General features: G+C 40.6%; 27 protein-coding genes and 1 tRNA gene. 17 read left to right on the top strand and 11 right to left on the bottom strand.

From position 1 onward, the window contains the following. Positions 1 to 101: 101 nt before the first annotated feature. A complete protein-coding gene (locus FIB07_14960) occupies positions 102 to 869 on the bottom strand; it encodes a peptidase A24 (GenBank protein ID NJD54153.1) in 768 nt (255 codons plus the stop codon). A gap of 89 nt (positions 870 to 958) precedes the next feature. Between FIB07_14960 and FIB07_14965 the strand changes: the two genes are divergently transcribed. The 4 genes from FIB07_14965 to dinB all read left to right on the top strand — a co-directional run bounded on the left by FIB07_14965 (position 959) and on the right by dinB (position 6,226). Beyond that, positions 959 to 1,032: transfer RNA gene (locus FIB07_14965), tRNA-Thr, on the top strand. Between the two features lie 527 nt (positions 1,033 to 1,559). After that, complete coding sequence (locus FIB07_14970; GenBank protein ID NJD54154.1) at positions 1,560 to 4,187, top strand: DEAD/DEAH box helicase; 2,628 nt, start codon at positions 1,560 to 1,562, stop codon at positions 4,185 to 4,187. A 45-nt stretch (positions 4,188 to 4,232) separates the two neighbouring features. Beyond that, on the top strand, positions 4,233 to 5,123 hold the full coding sequence (locus FIB07_14975; GenBank protein NJD54155.1) for a hypothetical protein: 891 nt from the start codon (positions 4,233 to 4,235) through the stop codon (positions 5,121 to 5,123). A gap of 8 nt (positions 5,124 to 5,131) precedes the next feature. Next, a complete protein-coding gene (gene dinB / locus FIB07_14980) occupies positions 5,132 to 6,226 on the top strand; it encodes a DNA polymerase IV (GenBank protein NJD54156.1) in 1,095 nt (364 codons plus the stop codon). Positions 6,227 to 6,586: 360 nt separating this feature from the next. On the opposite strand, the gene FIB07_14985 is transcribed toward dinB, so the two are convergent. Together FIB07_14985 and FIB07_14990 are read right to left on the bottom strand one after the other, a co-directional pair. Beyond that, the gene (locus FIB07_14985; GenBank protein ID NJD54157.1) at positions 6,587 to 6,838 is read right to left on the bottom strand and encodes a hypothetical protein; all 252 of its coding nucleotides are present in this window, start codon (positions 6,836 to 6,838) and stop codon (positions 6,587 to 6,589) included. Between the two features lie 684 nt (positions 6,839 to 7,522). Beyond that, positions 7,523 to 7,795 carry a winged helix DNA-binding protein gene (locus FIB07_14990; GenBank protein ID NJD54158.1) on the bottom strand — a complete coding sequence of 91 codons (273 nt, stop codon included), beginning with the start codon at positions 7,793 to 7,795 and terminating at the stop codon, positions 7,523 to 7,525. Positions 7,796 to 8,230: 435 nt separating this feature from the next. On the opposite strand from FIB07_14990, the gene FIB07_14995 reads away from it, so the two are divergent. The 4 genes from FIB07_14995 to rpl12p all read left to right on the top strand — a co-directional run bounded on the left by FIB07_14995 (position 8,231) and on the right by rpl12p (position 11,470). Next, positions 8,231 to 9,412, top strand: a complete 1,182-nt coding sequence (locus FIB07_14995) for a hypothetical protein (protein NJD54159.1) — start codon at positions 8,231 to 8,233, stop codon at positions 9,410 to 9,412. Between the two features lie 161 nt (positions 9,413 to 9,573). Further along, positions 9,574 to 10,215: a 50S ribosomal protein L1 gene (locus FIB07_15000; GenBank protein ID NJD54160.1), complete on the top strand. Its 642-nt coding sequence runs from the start codon at positions 9,574 to 9,576 to the stop codon at positions 10,213 to 10,215. 1 nt (position 10,216) lies between these two features. Continuing rightward, positions 10,217 to 11,131: a 50S ribosomal protein L10 gene (locus FIB07_15005; GenBank protein NJD54161.1), complete on the top strand. Its 915-nt coding sequence runs from the start codon at positions 10,217 to 10,219 to the stop codon at positions 11,129 to 11,131. A gap of 21 nt (positions 11,132 to 11,152) precedes the next feature. Continuing rightward, a complete protein-coding gene (gene rpl12p, locus FIB07_15010) occupies positions 11,153 to 11,470 on the top strand; it encodes a 50S ribosomal protein P1 (GenBank protein NJD54162.1) in 318 nt (105 codons plus the stop codon). Between the two features lie 119 nt (positions 11,471 to 11,589). Here the strand turns inward: rpl12p and FIB07_15015 are convergent, their stop codons facing one another. Both FIB07_15015 and FIB07_15020 read right to left on the bottom strand, forming a co-directional pair. Continuing rightward, positions 11,590 to 11,877: a hypothetical protein gene (locus tag FIB07_15015; protein NJD54163.1), complete on the bottom strand. Its 288-nt coding sequence runs from the start codon at positions 11,875 to 11,877 to the stop codon at positions 11,590 to 11,592. A 4-nt stretch (positions 11,878 to 11,881) separates the two neighbouring features. Next, complete coding sequence (locus FIB07_15020) at positions 11,882 to 12,844, bottom strand: hypothetical protein (GenBank protein NJD54164.1); 963 nt, start codon at positions 12,842 to 12,844, stop codon at positions 11,882 to 11,884. A gap of 202 nt (positions 12,845 to 13,046) precedes the next feature. Between FIB07_15020 and FIB07_15025 the strand changes: the two genes are divergently transcribed. The 3 genes from FIB07_15025 (at position 13,047) to FIB07_15035 (ending at position 16,418) form a co-directional block, all read left to right on the top strand. Then, the gene (locus tag FIB07_15025) at positions 13,047 to 13,811 is read left to right on the top strand and encodes a hypothetical protein (GenBank protein ID NJD54165.1); all 765 of its coding nucleotides are present in this window, start codon (positions 13,047 to 13,049) and stop codon (positions 13,809 to 13,811) included. 61 nt (positions 13,812 to 13,872) lie between these two features. Continuing rightward, positions 13,873 to 15,027, top strand: coding sequence for a formate--phosphoribosylaminoimidazolecarboxamide ligase family protein (locus FIB07_15030; protein NJD54166.1), 1,155 nt, complete (start codon positions 13,873 to 13,875; stop codon positions 15,025 to 15,027). A gap of 20 nt (positions 15,028 to 15,047) precedes the next feature. Beyond that, positions 15,048 to 16,418 carry a mannose-1-phosphate guanylyltransferase/mannose-6-phosphate isomerase gene (locus tag FIB07_15035; GenBank protein ID NJD54167.1) on the top strand — a complete coding sequence of 457 codons (1,371 nt, stop codon included), beginning with the start codon at positions 15,048 to 15,050 and terminating at the stop codon, positions 16,416 to 16,418. 20 nt (positions 16,419 to 16,438) lie between these two features. Here the strand turns inward: FIB07_15035 and FIB07_15040 are convergent, their stop codons facing one another. Genes FIB07_15040 through moeB form a run of 5 tightly spaced genes read right to left on the bottom strand, consistent with a single transcriptional unit; the run spans position 16,439 to position 18,373 of the window. After that, a complete protein-coding gene (locus FIB07_15040) occupies positions 16,439 to 16,684 on the bottom strand; it encodes a hypothetical protein (GenBank protein ID NJD54168.1) in 246 nt (81 codons plus the stop codon). 2 nt (positions 16,685 to 16,686) lie between these two features. Then, a complete protein-coding gene (locus FIB07_15045; protein ID NJD54169.1) occupies positions 16,687 to 17,031 on the bottom strand; it encodes a DsrE family protein in 345 nt (114 codons plus the stop codon). A gap of 3 nt (positions 17,032 to 17,034) precedes the next feature. Then, a complete protein-coding gene (locus FIB07_15050) occupies positions 17,035 to 17,337 on the bottom strand; it encodes a DsrE family protein (GenBank protein ID NJD54170.1) in 303 nt (100 codons plus the stop codon). Continuing rightward, a complete protein-coding gene (locus FIB07_15055; GenBank protein ID NJD54171.1) occupies positions 17,334 to 17,558 on the bottom strand; it encodes a sulfurtransferase TusA family protein in 225 nt (74 codons plus the stop codon). Before FIB07_15055 ends, FIB07_15050 begins: the two co-directional genes overlap by 4 nt. A gap of 5 nt (positions 17,559 to 17,563) precedes the next feature. Next, positions 17,564 to 18,373: a molybdopterin-synthase adenylyltransferase MoeB gene (gene moeB / locus FIB07_15060; GenBank protein ID NJD54172.1), complete on the bottom strand. Its 810-nt coding sequence runs from the start codon at positions 18,371 to 18,373 to the stop codon at positions 17,564 to 17,566. A 124-nt stretch (positions 18,374 to 18,497) separates the two neighbouring features. Here moeB and FIB07_15065 point away from each other — a divergent pair, with 124 nt between their 5' ends. Both FIB07_15065 and FIB07_15070 read left to right on the top strand, forming a co-directional pair. Continuing rightward, entirely contained in the window at positions 18,498 to 19,643 is a 1,146-nt protein-coding gene (locus tag FIB07_15065) for a glycosyltransferase family 2 protein (GenBank protein ID NJD54173.1), read from the top strand. Between the two features lie 8 nt (positions 19,644 to 19,651). Continuing rightward, a complete protein-coding gene (locus FIB07_15070) occupies positions 19,652 to 20,548 on the top strand; it encodes a glycosyltransferase family 2 protein (GenBank protein ID NJD54174.1) in 897 nt (298 codons plus the stop codon). Between the two features lie 8 nt (positions 20,549 to 20,556). On the opposite strand, the gene FIB07_15075 is transcribed toward FIB07_15070, so the two are convergent. Continuing rightward, entirely contained in the window at positions 20,557 to 21,582 is a 1,026-nt protein-coding gene (locus FIB07_15075; GenBank protein NJD54175.1) for a glycosyltransferase family 2 protein, read from the bottom strand. A gap of 114 nt (positions 21,583 to 21,696) precedes the next feature. Between FIB07_15075 and FIB07_15080 the strand changes: the two genes are divergently transcribed. Genes FIB07_15080 through FIB07_15095 form a run of 4 tightly spaced genes read left to right on the top strand, consistent with a single transcriptional unit; the run spans position 21,697 to position 24,644 of the window. Next, positions 21,697 to 22,170: a dTDP-4-dehydrorhamnose 3,5-epimerase gene (locus tag FIB07_15080; protein ID NJD54176.1), complete on the top strand. Its 474-nt coding sequence runs from the start codon at positions 21,697 to 21,699 to the stop codon at positions 22,168 to 22,170. 13 nt (positions 22,171 to 22,183) lie between these two features. Continuing rightward, the gene (gene rfbB / locus FIB07_15085; protein ID NJD54177.1) at positions 22,184 to 23,140 is read left to right on the top strand and encodes a dTDP-glucose 4,6-dehydratase; all 957 of its coding nucleotides are present in this window, start codon (positions 22,184 to 22,186) and stop codon (positions 23,138 to 23,140) included. After that, on the top strand, positions 23,113 to 23,934 hold the full coding sequence (gene rfbD, locus FIB07_15090; GenBank protein NJD54178.1) for a dTDP-4-dehydrorhamnose reductase: 822 nt from the start codon (positions 23,113 to 23,115) through the stop codon (positions 23,932 to 23,934). The genes rfbB and rfbD overlap by 28 nt, the downstream gene beginning before the upstream one ends. Beyond that, positions 23,931 to 24,644: a spore coat protein gene (locus tag FIB07_15095; GenBank protein ID NJD54179.1), complete on the top strand. Its 714-nt coding sequence runs from the start codon at positions 23,931 to 23,933 to the stop codon at positions 24,642 to 24,644. The genes rfbD and FIB07_15095 overlap by 4 nt, the downstream gene beginning before the upstream one ends. The last annotated feature ends 92 nt before the right edge of the window (positions 24,645 to 24,736 follow it).

Below are 24,736 nucleotides of genomic sequence, written 5' to 3' on the forward strand. Positions count from 1 at the left end.
GTTAAGCCTGTCAACGTTTTACACTGTACTAAGATGTGCGAACTCTCGGGAACTGTAAAAAGTCGCTATGCTCACTTATTTCAATTAAATTTTTTAAAATGTTAATGTAAAATAATATATTTTGTTAATTCAGTAATCAAATCACCATAAAATATTGATACATAGAAACCCAGTGTTATTGGTATCATGAATGGCAAACCAGGTGTAACCCATACATCCTTGATCAAATCAAAATCATTATCAGACATTTTCTTAAGTTCATTTATCACATTATCATCAATTTCTAAGCCGCCCCGTTTAAAATAAAATTTGATACTATTATTTACCTTTTCAAATCCTTCGATCATTCTAATGTGCTTTTTATTTGAAAGTTCGCTGATCCTCGTCTTATAACCTATGAACGCATATAATGGTTTGTCGATATGCAGACCCATTTTTGAAACATTATAAATGGCGAGGATTAAAGGAACAACGATCGTAAGAAGCACTGCATTCTCAAATATCCCGAATGAAAATAAATTACTGAATAGCGGTAAGGGTTCATTAAGAGGGAAATCATATCCAAATAAACTAAAATCCGGATATGATGGAAAGAATAAAGATAAGACGATAAGTGATTTTGCGTCAGCTCCTCCAAATACACCAATCTGGAATAAAAGATACACAAAAATGAAGATCAATCCTGTAGAAATAAACATCAGAAATAAATAATCAATTCCGTGAAACCAGATGTCATAAGCAATAAAAAGAGATCCTCCTACAAGCATCACCAGCCATAATTTATTTGTAACGCGGCGGGTTTTGATATCTGAATAACATGAATATAGTAAAAAAGGCGTACAGAACAATATCTTCAATATATATAGCATATTCTTTTCATTGTTTTTTATACATATAAAATTATGTGAGTCTAAAGGCAAACTATTTAGACGAAAATACCAATATACCCACACTTTATGCCGTCGTGGCTTAGCCCGGCAAAGCGGCTGATTCGTAATCAGCAGATCGAGGGTTCAAACCCCTCCGGCGGCTTTAATTTATAAAAACAAACATTTATTACACAAAACATATGAGTATATTTGTATTAAATGATCGTCTTACATGGAACGTGGAAACCATCTGCTTCACTAAAGGAACAAGGGGGCTTCTTCTTATGGGGCGAGACTTCATCATCAGCTAAATTAAAGCGCAGGGGACGTCCCAGGGAGAGGAGAGAGACTTCTCATCCATTTCAGGCTTCAAAGGATGACATTCTCAAAATAATCACATTACTTGATCCCGCAAACAATGTTATTAAAAATGCGTGGCAGGATAGCGCATTCATAACACTTCCCTCTATTTCAAATTCTCCACAGGCTTCTCCCGACCTGATTAAGGAAGATGACAGCGAAAATGGAAACGGGAAAGTCACTCTGGCAGAATGGAAAATAGACGGTTTAAGCCTTCCTCCGGAAGATGCGGTTTCGCTTTTAACAGTGCTTTCTGGCTTCTGGACAGGAATCGATGATTTTGCTATCGGGACAGACTTTAGGTACTGGAGCAAAGTCTCAAAGTTTTCAATGGAACTTATGTCAAAACAGCATTTCGTCCCCGGACTTGTTTCATCCGATAAAAACGGTCAGAGCTTTGCACGATGGCAGTATGTGCTCAATGACCAGGACGATATGATACGCATGTCAATGCTTGCCCGCGGAATGCCACCAATTTGCAGATCGATCCTCTTAAATGGATCACCAAACAATCCCGAAGCATTATTATCTGATTATATAAACTCGGCTGTGGATGGGTGCATCCGGCGATGGATCCCTATTTCTGAAATCCGGTCTAAAACATCAAGCATCTCATCAGCATGGTTAGAATCCCTTTCAACAGGCCAACCCATAAAAACCAATACACATGGACTAAAAAACCTGTCTGAAGGAATAAGATCATGGGGCAGACCAATATACGAAGTAGAGAGATCCGGATTTCGCACATGTTTTCGTCTCGATCCACCTGCACCGGATGTTGATGATAGCTGGAGCCTTCGGTATTTCCTCCAGGCATCGGATGACCCGAGCCTTCTTGTTCCGGCAGATGACGTCTGGAGAGAATCTCGTGATACGCTCTCATTCCTGAAACGAAAATTCGACCACCCTCAGGAAAAACTTCTTGCTGACCTGGGAAAAGCCTCACGCTTATTCCTTCCGATTGAAGATAGCCTGAACGCGGCAAGGCCCGTTGCTGCAGAACTCAGGACGCAGCAGGCATATACATTTTTGAAAGAGGCGGCGCCCCTGCTATCTGAAAGCGGTTTTGGTGTTCTTATTCCACCATGGTGGAATAAAGGGGCAGCAAAGACACAGCTCGGGATAAAATTGAGCGTAAAACCAAAGCGCGAGCAAAAGACCGGAAAAGGAATATTTACGTTTGATTCGATAATAAATTACAACTGGCAGCTTGCAGTTGGCGGTGAAGCCATAAGTGAAGAAGAATTTCAACATCTTTCAAGCCTCAAAGAGCCGCTTGTACGCATACGCGGGCAATGGGTGGAGCTCAAAAAAGATGAAATTGATGCCGCAATAAAATTCTTCAGGTCAAAAAATTCCGGTGAAATGAAGTTAAGTGAAGCCATGAAGCTAAGTATCGGACAGGGCGAGTCCGAAACAGGTCTTAAAATCTCTGGATTTGAGGCAAAAGGAAGCCTGTCCTCCCTGTTTGAACAATTATCCGGGCGCAAAGGAATAATGCAAATCCGACAGCCTGACAGTTTTAGCGGAGAACTTCGCCCCTATCAGGTGAAAGGTTTTTCATGGCTTGCATTTTTGAGGCAGTATGGGCTTGGAGCATGCCTTGCTGATGATATGGGGCTTGGAAAGACCATTCAGCTCCTTGCCCTCTTATTAAAAGACAAGGAAGAAGGAAACAAAAGACCGACACTCCTTATATGTCCTACTTCTGTAGTCGGGAACTGGCAAAGGGAAGCAAAGAAGTTTGCCCCTTCTCTTCGCGTCCTTGTGCATCACGGTATTAGCCGGAAGAAGAAAGAATTCATTAAAGAAGTTCCCAATTACGATCTTGTGATAAGCACTTATGCGCTTACACACAGGGACGAGGATGTGCTTGATAAGGTTGAATGGAATGGCGTAGTCCTTGATGAAGCGCAAAACATCAAGAACTCATCAACCAGGCAATCCCAGGCCGTGAGGCGGATAAAAGCCGGATATCGCGTTGCTCTTACCGGAACGCCTGTTGAGAACCGGTTGAGCGAGTTATGGTCCATCATGGAATTCCTGAATCCGGGTTATCTTGGCTCTGCTGCTGGTTTCAGAAGGACTTTTGCTCTTCCGATTGAGCGATATAATGATAAGGAAGCCGGATTGCGCCTGCGTAACATTATCACGCCTTTTGTGCTTCGCCACCTGAAAACAGACTCTTCGATAATTAAAGACCTCCCCGATAAGATCGAAATCAAAGAACATTGCAACCTCACAAAGGAGCAGGCTACGCTCTATGAGGCGGTTGTAAAGGACATGCTAAGAAAGATCGAGAACTCTGAAGGAATCGAAAGAAAAGGTGCTGTGCTTTCTGCTCTTATGAGGCTCAAGCAGGTTTGCAACCACCCGGCGCAGTTTCTTGGCGATGGCTCTTCCATCCCGGAGCGCTCAGGAAAGTTGAACCGGATAACCGGGATGCTTGAAGAAGTGCTGGCAGAAGGTGATTCAGTCCTGATATTTACGCAGTTTGCCGAAATGGGCAGTATGCTAAAAGCTCATTTCCAGAAGGTTTTCGGGCAGGAGATACTCTTTTTGCATGGGGGGGTAAACCAGAAGCAAAGAGATCAGATGGTCATGCGGTTCTCGGAAAAAAATGGCCCAAGGATTTTCATACTCTCTCTAAAAGCAGGCGGTGTGGGTCTAAATCTTATGCGTGCAAGCCATGTGTTCCATTTTGACAGGTGGTGGAACCCGGCAGTTGAGAACCAGGCTACAGACAGGGCTTTTCGTATCGGGCAGACAAAGAACGTACAGGTTCATAAATTCATCTGCGACGGGACGCTTGAAGAAAAGATAGATGAGATGATAGAGGTAAAGAAAGAGCTTGCAGAGAATATCATTGGTACTGGTGAAGGATGGCTGACAGAGATGACTACCAGGCAGTTGAAGGAATTGTTCATGCTCAGACGCGAGGCGGTGGCTGATGAATAATTTAAAAACAATTGGAATTTGCGGTTGCCAGGAGTGGAGGGGATAATGGCATACCGTGATGATTTCTGGGGAGGCTACACCTCTTCAAAACCCATAAAAGTGGAAGGCGGCATCAAAGCAAAAAGCAAGCGAGACGGCATCGGCGACACATGGTGGTCAAAGCGCTGGGTCTCTGTGCTTGAATCGTTTGGCTGGAGCAACAGGCTTGAAAGAGGGAGAAGATATGCAAGAGGCGGGCAGGTACTTGGTTTTAAACTCACACCAGGAAAAGTCACAGCGCATGTGCAGGGTTCGGTATCTAAACCATATTCTGTCATGATAGAAATAAAACCGCTCACAGGCGAAGCGTGGGGAAAAGCCACGGAAGAGATGGCCCGGAAGGCGATATTTGCAGCAAAATTGCTGGCCGGTGAAATGCCGAAAAATATCGAAGAGGCATTTAAAGATGCGGGTGTACCTCTGTTTCCCGAATCTTCCAAAGATATCAAAACTGACTGTTCATGTCCTGATAGCGCAAATCCATGCAAGCATATAGCAGCAGTTTATTACATTCTGGCAGAAGAATTTGACCGCGATCCTTTCATGCTTTTTAACCTGAGAGGGCGGAAAAAAGAAGAAATCATGGTTTCACTTCGCCAAAAGCGGGTGGGAGAGGAGAAATCACAAGAACCCAAAAAAGAGGCTGAAAATGTAAAACCAGAAGAAACCCCTCTATCAGTAGATGGTTTCTGGAGCGGCGGGGAACTTGAATCCTTCTCAGTCAACATATCCCATCCCGATGTGCCAGCCGCGATCATAAAGCGCCTGGGAACGCCGCAGTTCTGGGATAGCAAGGAAGATTTCAATAAGAAGATGGAAAAATATTATGAGGAGATCAGCCGGAAGGCCATTGAGACAGCTTATGGCGAAGCGGGGAAGACGAAAAAGATAAAATAAGGTGATCCATGTCAAATAATGAAATGAAATCCAGGATTATCCTGCATGTTGATATGGATTACTTTTTTGCCCAATGCGAGGAAAGAGAACATCCGGAACTAAAAGGAAAGCCTGTTGTCATTTGCGTCTACTCTGGGCGCGGAGGAGACTCTGGCGCTGTAAGCACGAGTAATTATGAAGCCAGGAAGTTGGGCGTAAAAGCGGGAATACCGATCAGCTATGCAAAGAAAATAGCTCCACAGGCAATATTCTTACCCGTAAACATGGAACTTTACCGCACGATATCTGATGATGTGATGGAGATATTGAAAGAATATTCTGAAAAAATTGAGCAGGAAAGTATAGATGAAGCATTTTGTGACCTGACAGGAAAAGTCAATGATTTTGAGGGGGCAAAATTGCTTGCCATACAGTTAAAAAATGAGATAAAACAGAAAGTCTCTTTGACATGTTCTGTCGGGATCGGGCCTAATAAACTTATTGCCAAAGTTGCATCTGATTACAATAAACCCGATGGTCTGACTGTTGTGAGGCCAGAAGAGGTCTTACAATTCCTGGGACCTCTTAAAATTACTGACCTGGTAGGGGTTGGTAAAAAGACCGGAGAAAGATTGAACGAACTTGGAGTGAAAAATATTGCAGATTTATCGAAACTCGCAGCAGATGAACTTGTCCGGGAGTTCGGACATGCGAAAGGTACCTGGTTGAAACAGGCTTCCCAGGGACTCGATGACTCGCCTGTTGAGGAGCGTTCTGGTACAGGACAGATTGGACGCATAATCACGCTGAAGAAAAATACAAAAGATTTGAATACGATATTTGATGCGATCGATCAGCTTTCAAATGATATTCATATGAAACTGCAAGCAAGGAAGCTCAGTTTCAGGTCAGTCTCATTTATTGCTATTTCCCAGGACTTCAAAACCCACACCAAGAGCCATACACTATCCGCATCCTCAAAAGATGCCGGGACGATCAAAGCTCATGCCCATGAACTTGTGAAAGCATTTCTTGCAGAACATCCGTTTGCTCTCCGGCGGGTCGGGATAAGAGTTGCAAATCTGGAAGAAGAGAAAGGACAAAGAACGCTATGGGAGTTTTAATATATTCGTGGAGCGACATGCAGGACATTCAATATAACGGACAGGCAGCCCTTTAAATTTATTACCACAATCCCTGCAAATACATTCGTCCAGATGTATGTCTCTCAAAGCATTTATTTTATATTCGTCTCTGGCATTACTCATTTTTTACTCTTTATGAGGATGAAATGGTAAACTGCATATTTAATTCTTCGCCTTTTCATCAAAACTTGCATGGAGCGGAGTGTTGTGGAGCGAGCCAAGGTTTAAAGCAACAATTATTATTCTCTTGTTATCAAATGCAGGAAGAGTCTTGCATCCTGAGAATCCTTTTTTAGATTCTGAAATCTAAAAATTCGGTTAGTTGAAATTCCAATTCAATTATTTACAGCCTTTTTCCTTCCATTCTTTACCATACTTCATGCCCCAGGAAACCCACATAGCTCCGAGAATCGCTGTCGCCACGAGCAAGGCAACCAGAATAACAGCAATCTGCTGAAAAAGACTGAATGATGAAGCGAAAAATGCAACATAAATTATTGCAAAAATCAACAAGCCAAAGAAAACTATTATTGATATAACAACTTTTGATATGAGTTCAGGCGGAGTTTCCAAATTTTCATTAATGTCCATATTCAATATCCCTCCCAATTTCGGTTGATAGATAATAACTACAATATTAGTATTTAATTCTAATACCTTATAAAATTAACTTCATACGTTAGCGGTTAAGAGAAAAATCATGACACAGAACACGGATTGCACAGGTTCTCACGGAGACGTGCTTAAAAAATCTCTTTGCTCTCTGTGACCCCTGTGGTTTTGAATTTTCGGATAGGTTCTTAATAGGAATCATAAAAAGATGTGTTATTAGCCATTAAATTCCTTAACCGATATTTGAATTGGGAAATGTACTTTGACTGATCACCCTTTTCAATGAGTGCAAATATTCGATATATGTCGCTATGAGCATAATTATCATGGTAATCATATTATATAAGCAAAAATATTAATAGTATAATAACCATGTTAAATATGGAGTAGGGTTAAGCACTTAAAGTCTTTAGTAGCCTCAGTCTCTTTCGAAACATCGTTTAAATTAGGTGCTTAATCTTTACTACCTATCCTCTCGCCTTCATCAAACAAGAATTTAGGTAAAGAAATAGTTGGAGCGATTTGGATAGGATAGGATTGATAAAAAAGTATTTTTATCTGCCCCAACTACTATTCGTTAGTATGCGAATATAGTATTAAACATTTATGATCATTCCCAAAAAGTGATAATGGCTAAAATCCAGTATACTCCAATCAAAGCCATTATAACTTAACACCTGAAATTAATTTGTATTTTTCCAGATATTTAAATCCTTTATCTGTCAGGGTCAGGAATTTCCTATCATTATCGTCAGTAATTTCCTTGACCAGATCTTTTTCCAATAATTCATTTAAGCATTCTGAAAAACTTTGTGACGATAGATTTGAATGCCTGAGCAATGGTGTTGGCCTTATGGAATTATGATGATTTCTAATAATATTTAGAATATCGAATATCATCTCGAGACGATCCCGTCTGCGCTTTATTTTGTCCATTTGGACACCTTTTGGTAGATTATTCCTATAACTGCGATTGAAATTATCTGAAATACGGTTTGTAATTCAAATGGAATAAATCTTCGTGGACCCAGGGCGAGCAGGTTAACTATCCAGAACAGGAAAAACAGGACATACAAAATAAAAAGCTGGGAAATCTTTCTTGATCTGCTATAAAAATAAACAGCCATTAATATTGTAAAAAACAGCAATACTGGTGGTTACCAATTCATAGTTTTGCCATTTAAACTTAACTGTTTGTTATGCTTGCAGTAGACCAGTGTAACGGTTACAATATGCGATAAAAACGATCTATAACTATTATTGTTCATTCCCCCAATTTTATTTTAGTCAAAAGTAAGGGGGGAATGAACATTGGAATATAATGTAATTAAACACCTAAAATCTTATTGGGACAAAATCAAATTCATCGGCTTGACCGATAGAGATGAAGAAGAATTCGTTGATGCGACTTCGCAGAATAGTGTTCGAGCATCTAAATTTCTAAAAGAGCTTAATCTTGACCCGATAATGCCTGAACTCAACAAATATTATTCAGTCAAAGAAGGGGAAGAGAAGTATCCGAGAAGAGCTATGTTCAAGACAATGGTCTGGAGGAAGACCAAGAACATCAAGTACTATACAAGGACCGAAAATCATCTTAACAATCATTCTGATGAGGCTATAGAGCTTGGTTTTAATATCGACCAGAATGGGAATGTTATAATTCCCGACCATGAAACATTAAGGCATTTTGAAAAAATAAGATTGGGTAATGAAGGAATGGATTCAATAATGGAACTCTTTTGCATCAAGGTTGTTGGTACAGGAGATAAACTTGGATTAAAAATTGGTGAAAAAACTGGAACGGATAGTACACCAATTCAAGTTCCTAATGATACTATCGGAGAATATAATGGATATTATAAGAAAAAGATGGTGAAAACACATATAACCGAGGATTATGACCACAATATCCCTCTGGCTAAAAAGGTGTGTGGAGGCACTGACAATGATAACCAATATTTAGAAAGCATGCTCAGGAATACATCTGTTTCAGCTGGAAAGAATATGCGAGAGACGTGGTTTGATGGCGGTTATAATGGGAATGAAAATATTGCATTAGCCCATGTCGAATTTGGTTTGATATGCCACTATCATATAGACATGGATTGGCGAAGAAACGTTATGTACGAGCATAAATTCGGTGGAAAAACCTATACCTATACACCAGAACAAGAGATAAATTACCTGTATCGAAAGTACTGGAATGAACTTGATTACAAGAAAGATTCTTCACTTGAAGATATGATGCAATATCTTGTTAAGAAGGGAATTCATGATCCTGTTGCTATGTATTTTAGGAGTCCATACGTGCAGAAATATGAAGAATGCCCGGATGCTGTGCTTGATTTGTACCATATGAGAAACCACAGCGAGGGGGTAAACAGTTATATGAAACTCAATCTTGGATTAGAGACGCATATAAATGGGAAAGGCATAAAGAATATCGACCTTCATGTAACGCAATGCTGTATAGTTCTACTTGCAGTAGCTTTGATAAGATTGCAGCATGGGATAAAAGAAAATCTTTCTTCAGTTGCCTATTTGACATAAGGAGGTGAAAAAAAGTTATCAACGGTTTCATAGGGTCTTGGTAAGTACCTTTTAATTAGCTAATGGTTTTAACCGATAGCTTAAAGTACTTTATAGTAGAAACGAGTACTCCCCTATCATCCGTAGGAGACAATAGTCGAATAACTACGGGAGGAATTATATTGGAACACGAAAAAATACTAGAAGCTGTCAGGCAGGCTTTAGAAAAGTCTCCACAGCGAAAATTTGCGGAAAGCGTTGATCTAGCCATCAACCTTAAAAATCTTGATATGAACCAGCCCACGAACAGGCTTGATGAAGAAATAATCCTGCCAAACGGCCTGGGAAGACCTATAAAGATCGCGGTATTTGCAAAAGGTGATACTGCCCAGAGGGCTAAAGCTGCCGGTGCAGATTATGTTCTTGATCCCGAGGAGATAAGTGTTCTCGGAGAAGACAAAACACGGGCAAAAAACCTGGCAGAAGAAGTAAATTTCTTCATATCAGAAGCAGCATATATGCCTGTGATCGGTAAAACCCTTGGCCAGGTGCTTGGTCCCAGGGGAAAAATGCCCATACCATTGACACCGGATAAGGATGTCGTTCAGGTAATAAACAAGTCCAAGAACTCAATAAAAGTGAGGTCCAAGGATAAGATGACATTCCATATCACAGTGGGTAAAAAAGATATGGACCCTGTGAAATTATCCCAGAACATCGAGGCAATAATCAACCGTATTGAGCACAGGTACGAACGTGGCATGTATAACGTCAAATCGATCTATGTCAAATCCACAATGGGACCGGCAATAAAGGTGGTATAAAATGTCAACTGAAATAGCACACCACAGTATTCACATCCCAAAATGGAAAAAAGATGAAATTGAGGATATAAAAAGACTTATAACGGCTCATTCTTCAGTCGGTATTGTAGGAGTTACAGGAATCCCATCTAACCAGCTCCAACTAATGAGAAAGAGTCTGCGCGGTATTGCAGACCTCAAGATGTGCAGGAATTCTCTTATTGACCGTGCGCTTGCTGAATCATCCAATGAAGTCAAGCAGATAAACAAGTATGTTGAAGACCAGACAGCGTTATTGTTTACTAACGAGAATCCTTTCAAACTCTTTAAAATCCTGGAGAAAGGAAAGACCTCTGCACCGATGAAGGCAGGAGGCATCGCTCCAAAGGATATAGTAGTTGAAAAAGGACCAACTTCCTTCCCACCAGGACCGATAGTCGGAGAATTGACCGGAGCAGGAATCCCGGCTGGTATAGAAGGAGGAAAAGTCGTAATCCGCCAGACAAAGACCGTGGCTAAAAAAGGCGATGTCGTTGATGCAAAACTTGCATCTATCCTTTCACGCCTTGAAATACACCCCATGGAATTGGGACTCGACCTTCGTGCTGTTTATGAAAATGGTACGATCTTTGAATCAAAGATCCTGTCGGTCGACGAGACCACTTATACAAATAATCTGACGTTGGCAGTCCAACATGCATTCAATTTGTCAGTCAACTCAGCTTATCCGGCTAAAGCAACTATCAGCACACTGCTCGCAAAGGCAGCATCGCAATCAAGGAATCTTGCAATAAATGCTGAAGTCATAATGCCTGAAGTCATCGATGTATTGCTTGGAAAAGCAAATGCACAGATGATATCTGTTGCCAGATTGGCAATGGCAAAGGACGCTAATTCCGTCAGCAGCAAAACAAAAGAGAGAATTCAAAAAAGTTAAATTCAATAAAAGGTGATTAAAATGGAATACGTATATGCAGCGCTATTATTACACAGCGCAGGAAAGAAAATAACTGAAGAAGGAATAACCTCTGTTATTAAAGCAGCAGGTGTTGATGTTGATGCAGTAAGGGTAAAAGCACTCGTTTCAGCCCTTGATGGGGTCAATATCGAAGAGGCCATTGCAAAGGCAGCATTTGCAGCTCCGGCAGCAGCAGCGGCTCCGGCAGCAGCGGCAGCGGCAGCCCCGGCAGCAGCTGAAGCGCCAAAAGCAGATGAGAAATCCAAAGAGAAAGCTGAAGAAAGCGGAATGGAAGGCCTCGGCGCCTTGTTCGGTTAAGAAGAATGTGAATTCTTCTTAAATTTTTTTCTTTTTTTTGTTCATTAGAATTTTAAATATCCTATAATCCAAATATGTGTTTATAAAAAAATTAGACGGTAAATGCATCCGCATCTACCTTAAATGGTATCCGATAAGGAAATTTCCATATTCATATCATTAAACGTTGTATCTATTGCAGATAGATTGCTTTCTGTCCCAAAAAGGTCATCTGTTACCGGTGAAACTGCCTGAGAAGATCCTGTTGCTGCCGGAGCTGCAATTGCTCCGGGTGTAACTGCTGCTTCACCTGGTGAAACCGATGTCTGGGCAGGGACCTGTCCAGGTGTTTCGGCCTGGTTCTTATCAACGCAACCTGATGTTGAGGCCGCTACAACCAACAATATTAAGATATAAATCCATTTCATATTTTTAATCTCCTTTAGCAGTAAAAGTAGTAGTGGCTTCACCATTTATTTCCAGTTCGCCTTTCTCACTAACTTTTACCTTTCCACGGGCAAGTTTCCTGAATTCTTTACCGAATTCCGTCAGTTTTTTGCCAGCCTCTTTCAATTCCTTGATGGTGTCTCTTTGTAGTTCATTTGCCTTTTTAAGGAAATCCCTGGCATCCTTTTCATTCGTAACAGTGCCATCTGCAGCAAATCCGGCATGAGTTGCAAATAAAGCCATAGTCCTGGCTTGAATCTCTTTTGCTTCTTTTACCCTGTCCTTGAACTCTGCTGCATCGGATTCAAGTTTTGTTGTATCTGTACCATTAGCTTTCAATTTTGCAATGGCATCATCCACGTTTACTGAAACGTTATCTGCACGGCTTATGAAATTTTCAACCCTGTGGTTCAGAACTATTCCCAGGAAATAACGTGTCTCAAGATTTATCTTAGCTACAATTCCTGCCAGTTCCTTATGAGCAGCCCTGATTTCCCCGATAGTAGTTGCCTGGCTGACGTTTCCTTTCAACTGTTCAAGTTGTACTGTATGTGCATCAATGATCTTTATCGCATCGGAGGCTGATATTCCTTTATTTTCAGGATTATCGAGCCTGTTCTTCATTACCTGAAGTTGGGCTTCGGTATGGTTTATTGCCTTGAGGAGATATTCCCTGGCCTTTACCATTAATTCTTCACTTGACCTGTTATCTGATTTATTGCCTGTATCCTTGATTCGCTTGTTTGCATCCTCAAAGAGCTTTTTCGCATCTTCAAATTGCTTTCTTGTATTGTCGAACTTTTCTTTTTGTACCTCATATTGTTCCTTTGTTTTTTCATACTGTTCTCTGGCTGTTGCCTGTGCTGCAACAGTTCCCGATAATAAGCTCAGGATGAACAGTGCCAGGATAAGGGGTGTTAATATCCTGAATATATTTGTGGGTTTCATGTTTTTTACCTCCTTCTATATTTCCAATCGCATCCGCGATTGTATACCCAATACTATAATGACAGATTACATAAATATACTTTTATGTGATTAAAAAATTAAGTTTTTTTATGCTTGATAATTCTTTACAAAACATTATAAACGCTTTTTTAGCTTTATAATAAACTATATATAGCATATTCTGAAATTAGAATATGTGTTAATGAAAAGACGAATTATTTTAGTTATAATTCTAATAACCATCCTGATCTCTCACGTCCAGGCAGCAAAAGTATATGGTACTATATATGAATGGTCAGAGCTTGATAAACCTCTTAACAATGTGATAGTTGAAATAGAAGAGAACTCCACCAGAGTGCAATACAAGGTTTCTGGAAACGGAACATATTTTTTTGATATTTCACCTGGAAGTTATGATATCACAGCTAAATATTATTACAATAATATCCTGGAATTATCCGGTGAAGAGAAGCTCCGGATAAACAATCCTGATGATTCAAAGAACCTTGATCTTATTCTGTTTCCACCTATTGATTCGGATTATGAGTATTTCGGGAATATAAACCTTACCGGTGAGTTAGACACAAAACAGGTAGATTCCACGAATTATATCATAATTTTTCTCGTTGCTTTTATTATTATTTCAATTATTATTATTATTATCTTTATATGGAAGAAAAAAAGGACGCCAGACGTTCCAATAATCGATAAACCTGTTCCTTTGCCTCCCGAACAGTTAGAGGAAAAAGAAGACAGGAATCTGACGGAACTTCCCGATGACCTCAAAGAACTATATGATATAATATTGAAAAAAGGCGGAAGAATCACCCAGAAGGATTTGAGAAAAGAAGTGATATATGGTGAAGCAAAAGTCAGCCTTATGATTGCCGACCTTGAAGACCGGGGTCTGATTAAAAAGATCAAGAAAGGACGTGCGAACATCATTATTGCTGAAAACATAAAATAGACACAAATTTTTATATTTTAAAAACGCAACATTCATGGACATTTAAAACTTACAGGTGAATATGATAGAACGGAAGGAAATAACCGAAGTAATATGCGAATACGATATCAGTGAAACCACGATAGGTGTACTGGCATCGCATTCGGCACTCGATGTATGCGACGGGGCGGTAGAAGAGGGTTTCAGGACATATGCAGTATGCGAGAAAGGGAGGGAAAAAACCTACACACAATATTTTAAGGCACAGAGAAAAAATGGCAATCTGGTTCGGGGAATAGTTGACAGCGCTGATGTTTATTCCAAATTCAATGAGATAATGAAGCCGCAGAACCAGGAAAAGATGAGGGAGAAAAATACGATCTTTATTCCAAACCGCTCATTTACATCCTATTGCGGGATAGATGAAATTGAAAATAATTTCAAGGTTCCAATGTTCGGAAGCCGGAACCTTCTCAGGAGCGAAGAGCGGGGAGAGGAACGGGATTACTACTGGCTTCTTGAAAAAGCAGGGCTTCCTTATCCTGAGAAAATAGCAAGTCCTGAGGATATCGACAGTCTTGTTATGGTAAAATTACCTCATGCTGTTAAGAAACTGGAACGGGGTTTCTTCACAGCGGCATCTTTTGATGAGTACAAAAAAAAATCAGAGGCCTTCCTGAAACAGGGGATTATCACAAAAGAGGCGCTTGCAAGTGCCAGGATCGAGAGATATGTCATCGGGCCTGTATTTAACCTTGATATGTTCTATTCACCACTTGAAGAAAATATGAGCAAAGTAGAGCTTCTCGGTATTGACTGGCGCTTTGAGACAAGCCTTGACGGGCATGTCCGGCTTCCTGCTCCCCAGCAGATCGCGCTGAACGAATGCCAGATTACTCCCGAATATACAGTATGCGGCCATAATTCTGCGACTTTACGTGAATCTTTACTGGAGGATGCATTTGAACTGGCAGAGAAATATGTTAAAGCTGCCCGGAAATATTATGATCCGGGGATCATCGGACCGTTCTGTCTTCAGACATGTGTTGACAAAGACCTGAATTTCTATGTTTATGACGTGGCGCCGCGTGTTGGCGGAGGAACAAATGTTCATGTTTCCGTAGGGCATCCGTATGGTAACACCCTATGGCGCAAACCCATGAGCACCGGAAGGCGAATGGCAATGGAAATAAGAAAGGCGATCGAACAGGAAAGAATAGAAGAAATTGTAACATAATTTAAAAATATATGACCAACATTAAATCCATAATACTTGCAGGAGGTTCGGGCACACGCCTGTGGCCTTTGAGCAGGGAGCAATATCCCAAGCAATTCTTAAAACTTGAAAATACATCGCTATTCCAGAAAACTTTGTTGCGATGCCTTAAGTTATCTGATCCTTCCGAGATATTCGTTGTTACAAATCAAAACCAGAAATTTTTTGTTTCAGGACAAATGGAAGAACTCAGGATTGAAGTACCAACGAAAAACATACTGATCGAACCACAGGGAAAGAATACACTTCCCGCAATATGTTTAGGTATGAATGAAATAAAAAAGCAGTATGGTAAGTGTGCTGTGGGCGTTTTTCCCTCTGACCATTTACTTGACATGGCAGCTATTGATAAAATAAAAAGCGCAGAAAAATTATGTTCTAAATATCTCGTGACTTTCGGGATCACGCCTTCTTCTCCTCATACGGACTACGGTTACATAAAACCCGGGAAAAATTTTGAAAACGGTTCCAAAGTCCTTGAATTCAGGGAAAAACCCGGATTAGAGGCTGCAAAAAAATACATACAGGAAAAATGTCTCTGGAACAGCGGCATGTTCATGTTCGGAACCGGAGTCTTTTTCAAGGAACTTAAAATACATGCGCCGGACATTATATCAGCCTTCACGGATGGAAAGAATATCGAGCAAATTTACAGTGAACTTCCATCCATTTCGATTGACTACGGCATAATGGAAAAATCAGATAAAGTGGCTGTTGTAAGGCTTGAATCCAAATGGAGCGACCTTGGTGATTTTGATTCGATATTCCAGGAAACGGACAAGAATGAATTAGGAAATGCGGTTTATAATTGTGATGATATGTCTTTGAATTCCAGGGGAAATCTCATATATTCCAGAAAGGATAAGATCGTATCACTCATAGATGTAAATGATATGGTTGTGGTGGATACGCCTGATGCCCTTCTTGTTTCTCCCAGGAAATCATGCCAGAAAGTCAAGAATATCGTGACATCGCTTAAAAACCAGAATAATGATAAAGCATTATTCCACCTGACGGTGTACAGGCCGTGGGGCTCATATACGATACTGGAAGAGTCAGAAAGACATAAGATCAAGAATATTATAGTAACACCTGGTAAAAAACTCAGTCTTCAGCTTCATAATCACCGGAGCGAACACTGGGTAGTTGTCACAGGAATGGCATGGATCCGGGTTGATGACAGGGAATTTTATTTACGCAACGGAGAAAGCACTTTCATAAAAGCAGGAATCAAGCATAGATTATCAAATCCCGGAACAATACCGCTTGAAATTATCGAAGTCCAGCTTGGTGATTATGTAGGAGAGGATGATATTGAAAGATTTGAGGATGATTTCGGAAGGATTAAATAAATACTACCCTATTAATATTACTACCACGACACTATTCTATCATACTCAAACAGCATCCGGGCTATCCTCTTAAAATCCACACATTCATGCTTCGTGATCCCTCTTGCCCGGGCATCTGCTGCACAGGCATATACTCGAAGACCGGGATTCGTGTAAACAGCATCATGTAAGAGAAGAATTGCCACCTCATGCTCCTTACCCTGTGATTTAGCTATCTCAAACGGGGTAGCATCGTTGGGGTTCCTGATAATATGTAGTATCTTCATAACTAGAATGGAATAACAATATCTGATTCGTTAATTGTTCGGATTATCTCTTCACGTTCAACACATGTTATATTTTCAAGAATCTCCTGAATCCCTCTTTTTTCCATTGAAGGTTTATCTGCAAGCATCCTGCATTTAAGCATGGAAAGCGCCCCAAACTCTTTTACAGGAGGAGGAATGTTGATAAATTCGGGTTTTGTGGGGGTTGCTGTATAAATCCCGTCATCTATGAATATAACTGTGACCTTATCCTCCCGGAGTGTCAATCCCACGCTCATGCGCAGGGCTTCGGCATTCCTGCGTGTGTTAAATGGAAGGTTTCTTACAATTACAGCGATTTTTTTCATAATTTACCCGAACGATATGAACCTGTCAACATCACTTGCAATACAGGCATGGTCATACTGGCTTCCGAATAATATGCCATCCACTTTAGCGACTTTTCTTTGTTCTGCATTAAATGCGCAGATTGCTATTTCAATGCCCCTGTCGACCAGTCCTGCAAATTCTTTTTTATTCACATTATAAACGCCATCATACATCAGGAAAATAGATACATCTATACCATGCTCCCTAGCAGCTTTGCTTATTTCAATAACAGTGTTGGTATTCTCATTCTCAGGGCTTGTGGTCAGGAGTATCCCCAGTTTCATAATTTTTTTATCCTTACTTTCCAGAGGTGATCGCCTGTTTTCTCAATACCCATTATTTTATGGCCTTCATTTTTCAGGCTTCGCGGGACATTCTCAACTGCCGGTGCATGGTCAAAATATACGACCAGTTCCTCGCCGCTTTCTACTTCTTCAAGTTTCAGTTTTGTTTTTACAAAGGTGTAAGGGCAAACCTCACCTTTAAGATCAAGTTCAGTTGTCATATTATTCACCATATTCTGCATGAATCCCCATATATCTCTTCCTGTATTGAGGTTATCTTTGGCACTTCACCGCAAATCGGGCAATTCTTGTTCCATCTCATCTTGATCTCATCGAAAGTCATGTTCAGCGCATCATAATAAACGAGACGCCCCACAAGCAGTTCGCCAATTCCAAGAAGATATTTCACGACCTCAGTTGCCTGCATTACACCGATTATTCCTGGCAGGACGCCAAGTACGCCTGCTTCCTGGCAGCTTGGCACCATCCCGGGGGGAGGGGCATGTTCAAAGAGGCATCTGTAGCATGGTCCCTTATGAGGAATAATGGTTGTGACCTGTCCCTCGAACCTGTATATACTGCCGTGAGAAAGAGGTTTATTTGTTATAACACATGCATCGTTAACGAGGTACCTTGTCGCAAAATTATCAGAGCCGTCAACTATCATGTCATATTCTTTAAAAATATCGATAACATTATTGGCATTCAGCCGCTCAATATAGGTTTTCACTTCAATATCCGGATTGAGATTGTTTATGAACTGTTTTGCGGACTCAGCTTTGGGCTTTCCCACATTGCCTCCATGTATAACCTGTCTCTGGAGATTGCTCAGATCCACAGTGTCATCATCGATAATACCAAGAGTCCCGATGCCTGCTGCTGCAAGATATTCAATTATTGGTGCGCCAAGACCCCCTGCGCCTATGCATAATACCTTCGATGAAAGCAGTTTTTTTTGTCCTTTCCCACCTACTTCAGGTAATATGATATGGCGCGAGTATCTTCTTATTTGTTCTTCATTAAATCCGCCTAACATTGTTTTATCACCACATTATTACTGTGAGTTCTATTTACGCCTATGAAGTATTACTGGCATAAATAATTTTTGGTAAATCGCATGTATAGAATATCAAACAAAAAGATATTTCATCTCTGAAGATATGCTGGGTATGATGAGCCCACCCCTTGTATCGATTATAATCCCATGTATGAACGAGGAAAAGACCATAGGAGTGTGCATAAAGAAAGCATGGTTAGCATTGAAAAAAGAGGGTTGGGACGGGGAAATAATTATCCCGGATAATTCCAAAGATAATTCCAGGGATATAGCAAGAAAGCTTGGAGCAAAGATCGTAATACCGAACAATAAAGGATATGGAAATGCTTTCCTTGAAGGGTTCTGGCATGCAAAAGGAAAATACATCGTGCTTGCGGATGCAGATGACACCTATGACCTTTCTGAACTGGCAAAGTTCCTGAAACCTTTAATGTCAAATGATGCGGATTTTGTAATGGGCACAAGATTTAAAGGCCAGATCAAAAAAGGTTCTATGCCATGGCTTCACAGATACATTGGAAATCCAGTATTAACAGGCATTCTTAATGAACTTTTTAAAACAAATCTCAGCGATTCCCATTGCGGCATGAGGTCAATAAAAAGAGAAGCGTATGATCTGCTTGATCTTAAAAGTGAAGGGATGGAATTTGCAAGTGAAATGATAATAGAAGCTGCCAGGAAAAAGTTACGAATAACCGAGGTACCTATTACATATTATCCGAGGCTGACACCCTCCAAACTCCACTCATGGGGAGACGGATGGCGCCATTTAAGGTTCATGATGCTTTACAATCCTACGCCATTTTTTTCGATCCCGGGTTTCTTGATATTGATCCTTGGAATATTTATGACAGTGACCCTATCAATTCGCGGGAATGTTGAAACAACAAGCCTGCATTCTTTTATACTTGGTTCGATGCTGCTACTCATCGGTACCCAGATGATAGCCACCGGTGGCTACATGAAAGTTTATGGGATTGTTCATAACAGGATCGACAAAACCGGATTGACCGCTAAAATACTGGATTACCATTCCCTGGAATTAGGACTATTATTTGGAATTGTATTATTTTTTGCAGGCCTTGTCCAGGGTTCGGGTGTGGTCTTGAAATGGATAGGATCGGGATATGGTTCACTTTCAGAAGTTGGGACTGCAGTGACATCAATGACAATGGCAGCGCTTGGGATCCAGGTCATATTTTCGGCACTAATTATAAGTATATTTATTCTTGAAGATAAGGAAAAATAGTATAATTTATGGAAAATATAAAATTATCAGTTGTCATACTTACAAAAAACAATGGTACAACGATCGGAAAAGTCCTGCAACAGGTTCAGGCGCAACAAATCCGTAATGATTATGAGATTATTGTGGTTGATTCGGGGTCAAGCGATGATACGATACGGAAGGTATCCGGATTTAATGTAAGATTTTATACCATACCACCTGGTGAATTCGGACATGGCAGGACCCGGAACCTTGCATCCGGATATGCTACAGGAGATTATATTGTGTATCTTTCTGCGGATGCGATACCTGCAAATGAGAATTGGCTTAAAAATCTCGTAGATAGGCTTGCCATTGAAAATGTTGCAGCGACCTTTGGAAGACAGATCCCTTATGAAAATACACCACTTATGGAACGATTTTTCATTCAGAGGAATTATCCGCCTATTTTAAATGAACCATACTCGGTAAAAGATTTCAACATGAATGCATTTTTCTCAAATGTAAATTCCGCGATCAAGCGCTCAGTATGGAAAAATACAAAATTTAACGAGGAACTCATCATTAGCGAAGATCATGACTGGGCCAGAAAAGCAAACGAACTTGGATACAAAATAGAGTATGTCCCGGATGCAGCTGTGTTCCATTCTCATAATTACGGCTTAAAACAGGTATTTAAAAGATATTTTGATTCAGGGGTATCATTTTCCCAGATGTATATGAAACCGGCAGTTCTGAGTAATGGAATCAAATATTTTATAGCTGAAATAATATATGTGGGACGGGAAAATTTCATCAAAATCCCGTATGCAATATGCTACGACATCTTTAAATTCACCGGATTTTTTTTTGGGTTGCATCATAAATGGATACCCGGATCAATTAAGAGGCATTTGAGCATGCATGCATATTACTGGAAAAAATAAATAAAATATCATATTCTCTCATGGCTTTTTATTATCCATCGATTGAGCCTGGAGAAATCCGCACCTTTTGATCGTAATTTCATTCGCTGGTTCAACATATGGGGAAGTTTTTCATATGCTGACAATTTTGCGCGTAATACAGCAAATAAAACCGATCTGAAACTGTAATTTAAAACCGGTTCTTCCTTTTCGGGAGTAATTCCAAAGAATGTTTTTATGAATAACATTATATATCTAAAATAATGGATGTTCGTGAACGGGAGTTGAACAATAAGTACCTGAACAGGAAAATATTTCCACATATTCCAGAGCTTGTTCCTTTCGATAAAAAATATTTTGAACGGTGATGAACTTTTGGCTGTTGCAGAATGCATATGATATACAATAGCATCAGGCGCGAAAATGCATTTCCAGCCAAAAAGATGCATCCTGAAAGATAGATCCACATCCTCAAAATATGCAAAATACTCTTTATCAAAGAGACCTATTTCATCAAGCATTTCCCTGCGATATATGGCCGCTCCTGCGCAGGAACCGAAGATTTCCTCCATTTTATCATACTGTCCTGTATCTTTTTCTTCTCTCCCCCTGTCGTATGCATTTCCGTTCTGGTAAATAACGATGCCTGCCGAATCAATTATGTTCCGGTCATAGTACCGCATCATCTTGGATGCGCAACACCCGATACCGGGATCGGATTCTATAACCCTCACAAGATTATTTACCCAGTTTTCATCTGCCTGGGCATCATTGTTTATGGTGGCTATGAATTCCCCCTTTGAAATCCTGATGCCGCTGTTCACGCCTTCCGCAAAGCCAAGATTAGTAGTATGTCCTGAAATAACGATACCTGGAAATTTATTTCTTACAAAATCAATTGAACCATCAGAAGAACCATTATCTACAAATATGATCTCGATATTTTTGTAGGTTTGTCTTACCAGTGATGAAAGGCATGTCTCAAGGTACTGTTTTCCATTCCAGTTGAGAACGATTATGGAAACAGTTCCGGTGACAGTTCGTTTGAGGAGCATCAAAGCATATAATGGAAAAACTAATATAATAGTATAAGCCTTTTATTGTTCCAGCAAAACTATTTAATGAATACAAATAAAACAGTTATATCTGGATAGGATAATATAGCAAATATGAAAAATATTGACGGCGTAGTCATAAAAAACCTGAAAGTCGTTCCTGATGAGCGGGGCTGGCTTATGGAAATCCTGCGATGCGATGATAAGATATTTACCAAATTCGGGCAGGTTTATATTACAACTGCTTATCCCGGAGTCGTAAAAGGCTGGCATTATCACAAGAAGCAGACTGATAATTTCACATGTGTACATGGCATGATGAAAGTCGTCCTGTATGATGGTAGGGAAGAGTCACCAACTTATAAGAATTTGATGGAATTGTTCGCGGGTGAAAAAAACCCGATACTGATCAGTGTTCCTCCTGGTGTATATCACGGGTTCAAAGCCGTAGGTACGGAGACGGCATATTTCCTGAGTATTCCCACCCTGCCTTATAATTATGAAGAACCTGATGAATACAGATTGTCTCCGGATTCTAAGGAAATACCATACGATTGGGGACTTGCACCCGGATTAAAGCACGGTTGAATTGGTGAAAAAATTGAAATTACTTATAACAGGCGGTCTTGGTTTTATCGGAAGCAACTTTATCCGGCACATGCTTGTAAAATATCCCGGTTACGAGATTATAAATCTTGATAAGCAAACGTATGCAGGAAATCCTGATAATCTCAAAGATATTGAAAAAAACCCGAACTATACGTTCATCCGCGGTGATATCTGCGATTCAAAAGTAGTGAATAAGCTCATGGAAAAAGTTGACCATGTAGTACATTTCGCTGCTGAGAGCCATGTTGACCGCTCGATCGAAGATGCATCAGTTTTTGTTAAAACCAATGTCCTTGGCACATTTACGCTTCTTGATGCCGCATTAAGACACAATATACGGAAATTTATTCATATCTCTACTGACGAGGTATACGGAAGCATAATCCGCGGATCGTTTGTGGAAACTGACATCCTGACTCCTTCAAGTCCTTATTCTTCAAGTAAGGCAGGTTCTGATCTTTTAGCCCGATCTTACTTTATCACTCATAAGCTGCCTGTGGTCATTACCAGGTGCACCAACAATTTCGGACCATACCAGTATCCTGAGAAGCTTATACCCCTGTTTATAACGAATTTGCTTGAAAACCAAAAAGTTCCGGTCTATGGGACAGGAAAAAACGTGCGCGACTGGATATATGTTCTTGATCACTGCAAGGCAGTTGATTTTATACTTCACAAAGGCAGTATAGGGGAGATATACAATATTGGCGGCGGGGCCGAAAAAACAAATATTGAGATCACAACAAAGATTCTCAAGATGCTAAAAGCTGATGAATCCATGATCGAATATGTTAAAGACCGGCCCGGACATGACCTTCGGTATTCGCTTGATTGTTCAAAACTTACGTTGCTCGGATGGGAGCCTGAGCATGACTTTGATGACGCCCTGGAGCATACTGTAAAATGGTACATCGAAAATCGCTGGTGGTGGGAAAAATTAAAACGATGATCTTTGGCGCTGGCGGGATGCTTGGTATGGAACTGTGCCAGGTATTTCCTGACGCTGTGAAACTCAAGCATAGCGATATTGATATACGTGATAAAGATATGGTCATTGAATCCATCTCAAGGACTGAACCTGATGTTGTTATCAATGCTGCCGCATATACTGCCGTGGATGACTGCGAAGATAATCAGGACCTGGCTTTTGAGGTAAATGGCAAAGCTCCGGGATATATAGCGCAGGGTTGCTCTATCACTGGTGCAAGACTCATTCATTACAGTACGGATTATATATTTGACGGCTCTAAAAAGCAGTATATAGAAACCGATGCATCCAATCCGATCAACGTCTATGGTCATTCCAAGCTTATGGGTGAAAAAAATATAATTGAAAAAACGGATGATTTCAGGATCATAAGGACATCGTGGCTTTTCGGGCTACATGGTAAGAATTTTGTTGATACTATGCTAAAACTGTCCGGACAGGTGGATACAGTAAAAGTAGTAAATGACCAGTTCGGTAAACCAACGTATGCGGCTGACCTTGCCAGGAAAACCGAAGAGATCATCGGACATCCGCCCGGAATTTACCATATAACAAACGAAGGCGTGTGTTCCTGGTATGAATTCGCATCTGCGATAATAACAAATGTCAAGCCGTGCAGCAGCAATGAATTCCCGCGTAAGGCCAGGCGTCCGCAATATTCGGTCCTTGTGAACACAAAAACAACTCCGATGCGCCACTGGAGAGATGCGCTTGCTGATTATTTAAATAAGCGAAAAAATTTTGAGGTAACATGAAAGGAATAATACTTGCAGGAGGAACAGGCTCCCGCCTGTATCCATTAACCAAGATCACGAATAAACATCTGCTTCCTGTGTATGATAAGCCTATGATATATTATCCACTGCAAACACTTATCGATGCGGGGATAAAGGAGATAATGATCGTCTCCGGCCGGGGTCATGCAGGTCATTTTCTTGAACTCCTGGGATCGGGAACCGAATTTGGAGTGCATCTTACTTATGAAATACAGGAAGAAGCGGGAGGAATCGCACAGGCCCTTGGCCTTGCGCAGGATTTTGCGGATGATGAACCCGTAACGGTAATCCTTGGTGATAATATATTCCAGGATAATGTGAATGAAGCAGTTTCCTCATTCAGGTCAGGCTCCATGATATTTATTAAGGAAGTGCCCGATGCAAACCGGTTTGGCGTTGCCCGGATCAAAGGAAAAAGCATTATATCGATTGAAGAAAAACCGGCTGTTCCCAGGTCGAATCTGGCAGTTACAGGATTATATATTTATGATGCAAGTGTTTTTAATATTATCCGGACACTTCGGCCTTCGGGAAGGGGAGAGCTTGAGATCACGGATGTAAATAATGAATATATCCGGCAGGGTAAAATGAGTTATTCTGTTCTCTCCGGATTCTGGAGCGATGCGGGAACGTTTGAGTCATTGTTCAGGGCAAGTGAACTGGTACGGAATATGAGAATAGCTGAATAGAAAATATTATATATAATAATAAAATTTTATACCTACAGTGGGGACATGATCTTTTCAGCAATACTGCGCCGGGGTGCGACCCCAGACCCCAC

This window comes from Candidatus Methanoperedens sp., from assembly GCA_012026795.1.
GTDB lineage: Archaea > Halobacteriota > Methanosarcinia > Methanosarcinales > Methanoperedenaceae > Methanoperedens.